This window comes from Thermodesulfobacteriota bacterium (assembly GCA_035325995.1).
Lineage (GTDB): Bacteria > Desulfobacterota_D > UBA1144 > Nemesobacterales > UBA2774 > JADLGH01.
Genome location: DAOKYU010000028.1, coordinates 1 through 11,247 on the forward strand (window position 1 = coordinate 1; position 11,247 = coordinate 11,247).

Consider the following 11,247-nt stretch of genomic DNA (forward strand, 5'->3'; position numbering starts at 1 on the left):
TGCTACGTCGAAAGACACACATACGTGTGTACTTTTGGTCAGGCAAAAGTAGAAAACTCTTGCACCACACTTACCAGTTAACTCCGAACGTCCCCCTCCACCACCAAACGTGCAGCCGCTGACAATCGAAATAACAGCACTACTCTATTACCACCAGCCGCACTTCAGGTGGTTTCAGCATCATCAGCGCTATGCCGAAAAAGACACTACGTGCCCCCTCACCTCTCCGCCTTCATCCCCCCCACCCTGAGCGAATTCCCGAGCACGATCATGCTGCTCACGATCATTGCGGCCGCCGCGAGCACGGGCTGCATCAGCCCCGCCGCCGCGACACCTATCCCGAGCGTATTGTAGAAAAACGCCCAGAAGAGATTCTGCTTCACGACGCGGTGATTCCTCCGCGCGAGGCGAAGCACCCACGGCACCTTCGTAAGGTCGTCCCCGAGGAGGCTGACGTCCGCGGCCTCGCGCGTGATGTCCGCCCCGCACCCGAGCACGATCCCGACGTCCGCCGCGTTCATCGCCGGGGCGTCGTTTATGCCGTCGCCGACCATCGCCGTCACAAGCCCCCGTCTCTTGTAGTCCTCGATTATCTCCAGCTTTTCACCGGGATAGAGCCCGCTCCGGGCCTCGACTCCGAGCCTGGAGGCGAGAGCCCCGGCGGCGTATTCGTTGTCGCCGGTGAGTATAAGTACCCCGACGCCGTCTTCGTGGAGCTCCCCGAGCGCGGCCGCGCTCCCGGGCCTCGGCGACTCGGTGAAGCCCATCACGGCAGCGGCAGATTCCCCGACGCCGACGAACATCACCGTCATCCCCGACGATTCGAGCTCGCGGGCCGCGCCGCGCGCGAAGCCGGCTGTCGAAATGCCCAGCGATTCCATGTACCACGCGCTCCCCGCGGCGACGCACCTCCCGTCCACGACGCCCGTTACGCCCATCCCCGGCGCGGCTTTCACCTGCGCGGCCGGAACGAGCCCCGCGCCCATCTCCGACGCCGCGCGAGCGAGGCTGTCCGCCAGGGGGTGCGAGTATCCCGATTCGAGCGACGCCGCGAGCGTGATAATCTCCCTTTCGTCGGCATGCGATTCAGGGTTTATTCGAACTGCGCCCAGTACGAGCTCCCTCTCGGTGAGCGTGCCCGTCTTGTCGAAGAAAACCATGTTCACGCCGGACAGCCTTTCGAGCATCTCCGCCGAGCGGACGAGGACGCCCGAGCCCGCCGCCCTCCCGAGGGCCACCCATATCGCGAGCGGCGTCGCTATCCCGAGCGCGCACGGGCACGAGATCACGAGCACGGCCAGCGCGTGCATGACGGCCGCGTCCACGCCGCCGCGCACGGCCCAGAAAGCGAACACGATGAGCGCGGCGACAGACACCAGCGGCACGAAAACGGCCGTCACCCTGTCGGCCGTCCTCTCTATCGGCGCGCGCGACCGGCGCGCCTCTTCGAGGAGCCGCACGAGGCGTGAGACAGTCTTCCCCTCCCCCACTTCGAGCGCCTCGAAAACGACGGTGCCGTCGAGGTTCGTCGTCCCCGAATACACCATGCTCCCCGGCTCCTTCGGCACGGGAACCGACTCGCCCGTAAGGCTCGACTCGTCGGCGCTGCTCGTCCCCTCGACGACGCGCCCGTCAACGGCGAAGCCCGTCCCGGGCGTCACCTTCACGAGATCGCCCCTTATTATATCGTCCGAGTCCACCGTCTCTTCCGCGCCGTTTCGTATCACTATCGCCGACTTCGGCGCGAGGTCGAGGAATCCCCTTATCGCGTTCGAACTCGACGCCTTGGCGTTGGCCTCGAGATATCTCCCTATAGTGAGCAGCGCCAGCAGCATCGTTATCGTGTCGAAGTAAATGTGGCCCTCGCGCGTGAACGTCGAGTAGACCGAAATGACGAAGGCCGCGGCCGTGCCGATGATTATCAGCACGTCTATGTTGAGCCTCATACGCTTGAGCGCGCCGAGGGATGCGGACAATATAGGCAGGCCGAGAAGGACGATGACGGGGACCGTCAGAATGAGCTGAATGTAATTGAGAATCGCGGCAATGCCGCCTTCGAAGCCGTATATGTACTCCGTCAGGCTCAGCATCATCACGTTCATCGCGAAGAACGCGCTCAGCCCGAGCCTTATCAAGAGCCACGACGCCTGCCCCTCCTCGCCCGACTGTCCCGTTATATCGCTCGCGAGGAGGCACCCGTAACAGCAGAAGACGCGCCCTTTCGATTCCGTGCCGTACCTGCCCGCCGGAAGGCCGCAGTGGGAGCACGCCGCGCGGTCCGTCGTCATGTCGTGTGCTTTAAAATCCGCATATGTCGTGAATCCTCTCGCCGAACCCCGTCGGCAGAACGGCGCGGGCGACGGTGACGATCCCGAAAATGATTATGAGTATTCCCGGGATCGTGCGGCTGAGGCGCGTCCTAAGATACGGCGAGACGCGCCTGTGAACCGCGGCGACGAGGAACATCGCGGGTACGGTCCCGAGGCCCATGGCGAGCATCATCAGGCCCGACTTGTGGGGCGAGCCAGCCGTGAGGCTCACGAGGAGAAATCCGTAAACGAGCGGGCACGGCAAAAAGCCGTTCATGACCCCGAGAGAAAAGGCGGCCGTCTTCCCCTTCCGCCTGAGGAACGAGGCCATCGTATTTTTAAGGAGCGTGTAGAAGGACGAGAACCCGGGAATGCGGCCCTCGCCGACGAGCCCCGTCATCTGGAGCCCGGCGAGGATGATGACGAGCCCGAGCACGACGGTGAGCGCCACCTGGAAACCGAGCATGGGCCCCATCTCCTTGATCATGAACCCGAGCGCGCCGACCAGTACGCCCAGGAAGAAGTACGTGAAGACCCGGCCGGCATTATAAAGTAGCTGCCCGGATATATTCCTCCCGTGTCCCGATGCCCCGGATATCAGGATCGGAAACCCGCCGCACATCCCTATGCAGTGGAATGAGCCGAGAACGCCGGTTATGAAAGCGAGCCCGTATGCCGTCATGTCTACCATAACTTTAGCGCGCGGCCGGAAAGCGCCGCAGGCGCTGCCTTATTCCCCTTCGAGCTCTTTTATCGTCCAGTTCGTCGTCCTGTCCGAAGTCTCCTCGCGGATATTCTTCACCGTCCCGGCGCTTACCTCCGGGGCCGAATTCCCCCAGCTCGACCTCGCGTACGTGAGCGCCGCCGCTATCTCCTCGTCGGACATCTGCCCGCCCCAGGCCGGCATCACGCCGTTATAAGTCGTCCCCGCGACGGTAACCGGACCCTGAAGCCCGTGTAATACTATTTTAACCGGAAGTTTATCGTCACCGGTAAGAAGGCCGGAGCCCGCGAGGGGCGGAAACGCGCCCGGAACACCCTGCCCGCTCTGCTGATGACATGTCGCGCAGACGCGGTTATACACCTCGGCCCCGTCCACGGCCGCAGCGGGCGGGCTCTCCCCGGGCTTCGAAACGGAGGCCTGTTTCACCGTTCCGCCCTTCTCTAAAAGATGGACTTCCGGCCCGAACTCGCCCCCGTAGCGTCCAATGTAAAACCCCGCCCAGAAAATGAGCGATATGCATATCACCCACAGCCACCATGGCGGCCTTTCGAGTCCCTCGACAGGATCGGGCGACTCGCGGAGCGCCTGCCTGTGAAGGCCGTAAATATCGACGTCTTCGTTCTCCGCCCTGTATGGGGCCTGTATGTCGTTTTTCTTTTCGTCGCCCATGCCTCACTCCTCCCCTTCCACGGGATACGTGTGGTTGAGCCCCAGTAGATACGCCACGAGGTCGCGCGCTTCGGGCGTCGCGATGATCACCTTGCCCAGCGGCAAATACTCCTCGGGGACCGGGACCACCCGCTCGCCCCGCGCCGCCAGCACCTCGTCCGAATATTCTATCTCCTCCCTGAAGAGCCACGGGTACGGCGGCATTATCGACCCGGGCGACGTCGCCCTCGGGTTGTACAGGTGTATAAGGTGCCAGTCCTCGCTCGGCTGCCTGGCGCCTATGTTGAAGAGGTCGGGCCCCGTGCGCATCGTGCCCAGGAGCTGCGGATTGTCGTAAAGATAATCGCCGGGGACGGACGGCCTCCCCCAGTTACGCTTCTGGTCGGCGCCGAATCCGACGGGCCTCGTCTGCTGGCTGTGGCAGTAGATGCAGCCTTCCCGGATGTAGATAGCCCTCCCCCGAAGCTGCTGGTCGGTGTAGGGCTTGAGCCCCGCAGGCGGCTCGATCTCGCTTATCTGGATGCCCGGCACGAGCGTGAGCCCCGCCCACGCGATGAGAAGCGTCGCCAGAACCCCCATTATGAACAGCGGTACCTTCATATACATCAGGACGCCACCTCCGCCCCGGGGGCGTCCGGGTGAGACGCCTCGGCGATCTTGGAGCCCCACGGCGGCATGGCCCTGAAGGCCCCTTTCCTGAAGAGCATCAGCGAAAATAGATATATGAATACGATCTGGCCGAGCAGCATCATCGAGCCCCCTATCGAGCGGGCCATGAGATAGGGCCTCGTAACCTCCACCGAATCTATGAACGGCTTCGCCGCGTCGTTCATGTAAAGCCCCTGGAAGACGCCGCCGACTGTCATCGCTGCGAAGTAGAGGATTACGCCCGATGCCACGAGCCAGAAGTGAACCTTGATGAGCCTCGGATACGGCCACTCCCATTTGACGATGCGCGGCATGATGTAGTAGATCGAGCCGAACATTATCATCGTGACGAACGCGTAAAGCCCGAGGTGCGCGTGCCCTATAGTGTAGTGCGTGAAGTGCGTTATCTCGCTCTGCGCGCGTATGGCCTCTATCGAGCCCTGCATGCTCACGGCCGTGTAGCTTATCGCGCCGAACACGACGAACCGGAGTGTCGGGCTCGACTTCAGCTTGCCGAAGTGCCCGACCATCGTCATGTGGTGGTTAATGGCGACGGCGATAACGGGTATGAACATCAGCACGCTCGCCACGATCGACACGCTTATGAGCCACGTCGGCAGCGGCCCGCCGACCAGGTGGTGTATGCCGTTCCAGTTGTAGAAGAGCGCGAACGTCCAGAACCCTATCAGCGACAGGTAATAGCTGTGAATCGGCCGCCCGATGACCTTCGGTATGAAGTAATACGCCGCCGCGAGCCCCGCGGGGGTGAACCACACGGTGAGCGCGTTGTGCGCGTACCACCAGTTGGACGCCGCCTGCGTGACGCCGGTGTATATGGGCAGGTGCGCGAGCACCCAAAGGAGCGGGAACCATATCACCGCGGCCAGCATATACCAGAGCGAAATGTAAATGTGATCGACGTCCCTCGCACGGAACGTCTTTATGATCGAGAGTGAAAACAGGACGGCCGCCACAGTTATCATCACCCAGGACCACGTCGGGAACTCGAGCCATTCCTGCCCGGCGCTGTTGCCCCTGAGCAGCTCGATCGTCCCCCACAGAACCCCCAGGTTCCAGATAACGGCCGAAATATAGAGAAGGTTCTTCCACCGTATGGCGGTCCGGCAGAGCCTCGACGCGAGCCACACGAACACGCCGCACAGGGCAAGCGACGCCCAGCCGTATATGACGGTGTTAAGGTGCGCCGGCCTCAGCCTGCCGAACGTGAGCGCGGGCGCGTCGCCGAGCCAATCGGGGAAGCTGAACTTGAACGCGACCACGAGTCCGAACACGGAGCCGATCAGGAGCCACGCTACTGCAGTGGCAAAGAAGAGCAGAACGGGTCCGGCGCTCGAGTCGTCGCCTTCGATCCGGGAAGTAAGCTCGGGCCTAACGCTCATCGCCCCGCCCCCTCGCCGTTCCCGCCATGGGAATCGACGAAGACCTCGTCGGTGAAAACCCCCACGGGCTCTTCCTCGTCGAATATCACGTATGCGGCTTTATTCAGGTTGCTGAACTGGTTCGTTCTTACGGCCCAGATAAATGCGCCCATCGCTACGATTGCAGCAACGAGCAGAACTACAATCAATAAAAACGCTGCAAAAGGAACTGTCATCTCACAATGATAAACGGCGTCATCACGGTAGCGAAAAGACCTATTCCGCTGCGGAGAAAAAGCAAACATATTTCCGCAATGCGTCCCCGGAACACCGCCCGGAGTTAATCACTCCATGAAAACACTGCCACTTATCTCTCCGAATTTGATTATACCAGAGATAGCCCTACCGACAACACGACGCACCTGCAAACCATGCCAAAATGGGAACATAAAATTACACGGCGGGAGAACCGGAACGGAGCGAAACCCCTGTAAAACCTGCCTGAAAGCCGCATCGTGACAATATTGCAGCAGCACGACCGCAGCGCCCTGAAAATTTTCAGCTCGACGCATCGGCGAAGCACCAAAAATGAGTGAGTACTCAATCATGACAATTTTTTTGCACACCGCGCATGCAGGAATCCGCCGTCGCGATCACGAGTTGAAACACAACACTTTCTTTCAACTGTCATTGCGAGGGAGCGTTTTCCGCGACCACGGCAATCCCGCGCACCGCGCCCACAGGAAATCGGCGGACTGTGTCCGCTGACATTCGGAGTAGCAGTGTCGTTGCCATTATCATCAGACGCGCTTCACGTGGTTATAGTCTCGGAACATGCTACGTCGGAAAACACACTACGTGTGTGTCATTCCCAACGATTTTGAGCAAGCGAGGAATCGAGAGCCCTTGGCCGACTGCACGAAAGTTTGTCCGGTACTGCTCCATAGTGACACAAACCATAATTTTCAGGATCTCGCTTTTAATCCTGTCATTTCGAGCGCAAGCGAGAAATCTCTCTTTCAGTCTTTTCATCCCCCCTTAGAAAAAGGGGGGATAGGGGGGATTTAATATTTTAATAATCCGTCATTCTGAACTTGACTCAGAATCTCGTATTATCTTTGCTTTTGCTTTTCGGGGAGAACGCACCCTTCGCGCGAATGTTGCTTCGAATCTCTCCCCTGCCACTTCGATTGTCAGCGGACACTGTCCGCCCACCTCTTCGCCAGTATGTCCGCCGCCCTGTCGGCGACAGCCATAATCGTCCCCACGGGATGCGCCGTCGGCACCCTCGGTATAAGCGACGCGTCCGCGACGGCGACGTTCTCCGTCCCGCGCACGATAAGCGTCTCGGGATCGACTCCCCCCGGCCCGTCTGTAAGCCGCGCCGTCCCGCCGAAGTGGTTTATTATCAGCCTGCTGTAATAAACGTTGTCCACGGGCGACGGGCTCGTGACGTAGATCCTGACGTCCGCCGGGCTGTCCGGGTTCAGGTTCGGATGGCTCGGGCTCCCCGGGCCGAACGAGATAGTAAGCGACGGGTCCGTCTTGAATAGCTGGATCATGTCGTACACCGCCCGGGCCATGACGTCCGCGTCCGCGTTACCGTCGGGCGTGTCCGGGAGGTAAATTTCGGGGTAGCGGACGTTGCCGTTCGCGTCCAGCGTGACGAGCCCGCGCGTCTTCGGGTTAAGCAGCATCACGTACGCCGAGAACGTCCTCGGCCCGTAATACGGCCCGTCGGTCGGCCCGGGCCCTTGCGGGTCGAGGAATATCTCGACGTCCGGCACGGGGGAATCGTAGCTGTAATTCAGTATCGACACGGGGCGGTACTGGGCATACGGCCCGCTCCCGTTCGCGAGGTACTCCTCGAGGTCGGCCTCGTGCGCCGCATAGTCCGTGTAGTTGTACGAGTGGTAGGGGATGTCCCCGTCGTAGTTGTACGCGACGAGCGACATCGCGTGGTCGAAAAGCCCGACGCCGATGAGCTGGTTGTCTATCGTGAACGGCACGGACGGCCCCTCGGGGAATATCTCGGCCTCGCGTCCGAACGGCCCGACGCCGCTCATGTAAAGTATCCTCGGCGTGATGAGAGCCCCGGCCGCCATGACCACGAACCCGTTCCTCTTGAGGCGGGCGGAGCCCGGCGCGCCGGGAATATTCTGGTCGAGCGCGCCACGGCTCGTGTAATGGACGGCGACGGCCCTTCCGGCGGAATCGAATTCTATCCTGTCCACCTTTGCGAATTCAAGTATTTCTAACCCCTCGGCGGGCACGCCGTCCGGGTCAGCCTCGGCGAAATACCCCGTTATCGGCCCTGCGCGCCTGCCCTCGACGGCCGCGACGTAGGGCCTGCTGTAAACACCCTTCTCGGAGAACGGCAGGCTCGTATTCCCCTCGACGAATCCCGCCTCTTCGTAAAGCGGGTGCACTATCCCGGCCGGGCCGGTGTTCTGCGGGACGCCGTTCGTCGAGGGCGTGTTAGTCACGGGGACCCTGTCCCTGACCCGATCGTAGAACGGCTCCATGTCCGCCCAGCTCCACCCCGGCGGCCACGCCGTGTCGAAGAGTAACGGGGGATTCGTCTGGAACAGCATGCCGTTAAACTGCGAGTTGCCGCCGAGCCCGATGCCCTGGTACGTGAACGGCGCTTCCGTCAACTTGTACGGCTCGCCCTGCGGCATGAAGGCAAGATTCGAATACTCGCCGGGCACGTCGAATATGGTGAGGTCGGTTCTCCCCTGCGGTACCCATACGGGATAATCCGTCCCGCCGATTAAAGCCGACGTCGGCCCGCCCGCCTCTATGACGAGAACCCTCCTCCGGCCGCCGCCGACAGCCCGGAGCTTCGCCGCGACGATAGCCCCGGCAGTGCCGCCCCCGATTATCACCGCGTCGTACTCGCCGCTCGCGTTGTCGACGCAGCCGCCGGTGATGCCGAGCTTCGCCGCGAGCCCGAGCGCAAGCCCGGCCCTCCCGGTACGCTTCAGGAATTCGCGCCGCGTTGTCTTTGACATATCCATCCCCCTCTCTTAGAAAAATGAGTAAATAACTACTTAGCAGTATACGGCCGCCGGCTTTCGTTGAAAAGATGCATGCTGATGTTATACGGAAAATTGGAACGGAGCGAGGGGGTATTTCAACCTGTCATTTCGAACAAACGTGAGAGATATATCTTTCAATCCTGTCACTGCGAGGGAGCGACTTCCGCGAGCGCGACAATCTCGCGGGCCACGCCTGCAGGAAATCGAAGTAGCAGCGCTTTGCCATTACCACCGGCCGCACTTCACGCGATTTTAGCACCTTCGGCGCTATGTCGAAAATCTCATCATATTGCAAGCCGCTCGCGGCGCAGCAATACCCCTCCGGGCCGTCAAAATTCGCGCACGCCACGCGTGATGGAATTCGACGTAGCTGACTTAGAAATTCATAGCACCGCCGGTCGTCGGTCTTGTTTAATCACCTTACTTGCCCCGCCGAAGACATCGAGCTTATGAACGTTAAAAATCCGAACAGGGGATGGGGGAGGTTGAGGATTTAGCGAAGGAACGATGATTTTTAGGCGGACTGTGTCCGCAGACAATCGAAGTAGCAGCATTACGCTATTACCACCCGACGCGCTTCCGGTGGTCTTAGCAACAGTGGCGCTATGTCGAAAACGACACTACGTGTCCGGCCCGTGATTTTTGCTACTTTTGGTCAGTCAAAAGTAGAAACCCTTATTCCGACCTTACCAGTTAAGTATAGAACTTCCCCTTCAGCCTCTGGCGAGCCATACCCGCTGGAATTCGAAGTGGCAGCATCATTGCCATTATCGCCGCCGACAGCGGCACCTTCCCATCTATATAGAAACATACTACGAGCGCCCGACCACTTCTATAAACTGCACAGTATCCGTGTACTGCTGAAACCTGACGACGCGCCCGTCGCGGAGCTCGTAAAAATGCGCGAACTCCGCCCGCAGCTTCTTCCCGTTCTTCCTGTACGTGCCGGTGTAACGGCCCTTCGCGACGACCGTATCCCCCGCATCCAGCAGCTCTTCCGGCGTGACGGCGAAATCTTCCCACTCCTCGACAAGCCGCAAGAAGCCCTTGAGCACCTCCTCGGGCCCGATCTTGGGCTTCGGCCCGGCGTAGACAAAATTCTCCGCCATTTGCCACACGACTTCCGGGTGGAGCGGGGCTATGGCCGAGGAATAGTCCCCGTTTTTAAACGCTTCGTACATTCCCCGGATTATGCTGACGTTCTTTTGAGACATGGCGCCTCCGTCGAAAACGTGATCAGAGAGCCCTGGTTTGTGACGCACCGCATCAACACCGAACTGTCTATTGCTGTTCTACCCTATATTTTACGGGGATGCAATTCAAATCTTGGGTCTTGTTTTCACTCGGTGGAATACCATACGGAAATCACGTCAGGGTCTTTCATCACTCCCTGTAAAGCACCAAAGCGCGAGGATGAGCATAGCAGCTGCGGGTATGGAGAGCATCCACACCCCGAGCCGCGGAGCGAGCGCCCCTCCGGTGAGCGCGCCCGAAAAGAATCCGAGCCATACGGTGGTCAGCAGCATCGCGCGGGCGAAGTGCGTATCCCGAGGCCCTTCGGAGTCGTCGAGCGCTTCGCCCCTCCACGCGCGGGCGAGGTGGCCGCCTATCTGGCTCAAGGTGCCTGTGACGAATGTGACGTTCACGAGCTGTGACCCGACGCGCGAAAGCGCCGTGTTCATGACCCCCATCGTGAAGCCGAGCATTATGACGAAAACCGGGGCGGTTAAAGACGTGAGGCGGGTGACGGCGATCGTAAGGCCGAGGAGAGCCGCGATTATCGCATACTGAATCGCTCGCCGCCGCCTGACGCGCGACGTCAAAAGGAGCGTTGCCGCAAACACCCCGGCGACGAAAGACACGATTGCGAGACACGCGGGAACGGCGGCCTTCAGAAATCCGCCCCCGATGTCCGACCCCGCGTGCGTCGTGTTGCCGCTCATGAACGAGACGAACGTCCCGAACGTGATGAAGCCATAGGCGTCTACGTACCCCGCTATGAGCGCGAGACCGGCCGCCATGTACCTTTTGCCCTGCGGCCTCTTCTGCGGCGAAACCATCCCGGTATTTTACAACCCGGCGATTTATTTTGCACGCACCGCGTCAGGATATTAAAGTTACCAGCCGAAACACACACGCATGCGCGTCATCTCGAACAACGATTCCGAGCAAGCGAGGAATCCCCACACTCCTGTCATTCCCAACGGTTCTGAGCGTGCGCAAGAACCGGACGACTATGCCATGAACCGCAAGCGCTCATCCGGTACCGCTCAAAACCCGCCTATACATCGGGAATCCAGCACGCCATGCATGCATGAATCCAATGTCGCGGCGCTCTGCCGCGACTCTACCCTCCATCATCTTTTAATCCGTCATTCTGAACTTGATTCGGAATCTCGTATTTATTTGTCATCTCGAACGTACGTGAGAGATCCGTCTTTCATCCCATCATATTGCAAGCCGCTCGCGGCGCAGCA

9 protein-coding genes are annotated in these 11,247 nt (G+C 60.2%); all 9 read right to left on the minus strand.

From position 1 onward, the window contains the following. Positions 1–218: 218 nt before the first annotated feature. The 9 genes from PKC29_15255 to PKC29_15295 all read right to left on the minus strand — a co-directional run bounded on the left by PKC29_15255 (position 219) and on the right by PKC29_15295 (position 10,830). On the minus strand, positions 219–2,288 hold the full coding sequence (locus tag PKC29_15255) for a heavy metal translocating P-type ATPase (protein ID HML96776.1): 2,070 nt from the start codon (positions 2,286–2,288) through the stop codon (positions 219–221). Between the two features lie 10 nt (positions 2,289–2,298). Further along, positions 2,299–3,000 (minus strand): sulfite exporter TauE/SafE family protein, encoded by a 702-nt coding sequence (locus PKC29_15260; GenBank protein HML96777.1) that lies wholly within the window; start codon positions 2,998–3,000, stop codon positions 2,299–2,301. A gap of 39 nt (positions 3,001–3,039) precedes the next feature. Then, on the minus strand, positions 3,040–3,702 hold the full coding sequence (locus PKC29_15265) for a cytochrome c (GenBank protein HML96778.1): 663 nt from the start codon (positions 3,700–3,702) through the stop codon (positions 3,040–3,042). 3 nt (positions 3,703–3,705) lie between these two features. Further along, complete coding sequence (locus PKC29_15270; protein HML96779.1) at positions 3,706–4,308, minus strand: cbb3-type cytochrome c oxidase subunit II; 603 nt, start codon at positions 4,306–4,308, stop codon at positions 3,706–3,708. Then, positions 4,308–5,750 (minus strand): cbb3-type cytochrome c oxidase subunit I, encoded by a 1,443-nt coding sequence (locus PKC29_15275; GenBank protein HML96780.1) that lies wholly within the window; start codon positions 5,748–5,750, stop codon positions 4,308–4,310. The genes PKC29_15270 and PKC29_15275 overlap by 1 nt, the downstream gene beginning before the upstream one ends. Further along, positions 5,747–5,938, minus strand: a complete 192-nt coding sequence (locus PKC29_15280; GenBank protein ID HML96781.1) for a cbb3-type cytochrome oxidase assembly protein — start codon at positions 5,936–5,938, stop codon at positions 5,747–5,749. The genes PKC29_15275 and PKC29_15280 overlap by 4 nt, the downstream gene beginning before the upstream one ends. 984 nt (positions 5,939–6,922) lie before the next feature. Next, entirely contained in the window at positions 6,923–8,743 is a 1,821-nt protein-coding gene (locus PKC29_15285) for a GMC family oxidoreductase (protein HML96782.1), read from the minus strand. Positions 8,744–9,582: 839 nt separating this feature from the next. Then, positions 9,583–9,984 carry a nuclear transport factor 2 family protein gene (locus PKC29_15290; protein HML96783.1) on the minus strand — a complete coding sequence of 134 codons (402 nt, stop codon included), beginning with the start codon at positions 9,982–9,984 and terminating at the stop codon, positions 9,583–9,585. A 156-nt stretch (positions 9,985–10,140) separates the two neighbouring features. Further along, entirely contained in the window at positions 10,141–10,830 is a 690-nt protein-coding gene (locus tag PKC29_15295; GenBank protein HML96784.1) for a YoaK family protein, read from the minus strand. Positions 10,831–11,247 lie beyond the last annotated feature (417 nt).

Coding starts and splice junctions, on each gene's coding strand:
- PKC29_15255 (HML96776.1), bottom strand. CDS start 2,288: ATGACGACGGACCGCGCGGCGTGCTCCCACTGCGGCCTTCCGGCGGGC.
- PKC29_15260 (HML96777.1), bottom strand. CDS start 3,000: ATGGTAGACATGACGGCATACGGGCTCGCTTTCATAACCGGCGTTCTC.
- PKC29_15265 (HML96778.1), bottom strand. CDS start 3,702: ATGGGCGACGAAAAGAAAAACGACATACAGGCCCCATACAGGGCGGAG.
- PKC29_15270 (HML96779.1), bottom strand. CDS start 4,308: ATGTATATGAAGGTACCGCTGTTCATAATGGGGGTTCTGGCGACGCTT.
- PKC29_15275 (HML96780.1), bottom strand. CDS start 5,750: ATGAGCGTTAGGCCCGAGCTTACTTCCCGGATCGAAGGCGACGACTCG.
- PKC29_15285 (HML96782.1), bottom strand. CDS start 8,743: ATGTCAAAGACAACGCGGCGCGAATTCCTGAAGCGTACCGGGAGGGCC.
- PKC29_15290 (HML96783.1), bottom strand. CDS start 9,984: ATGTCTCAAAAGAACGTCAGCATAATCCGGGGAATGTACGAAGCGTTT.
- PKC29_15295 (HML96784.1), bottom strand. CDS start 10,830: ATGGTTTCGCCGCAGAAGAGGCCGCAGGGCAAAAGGTACATGGCGGCC.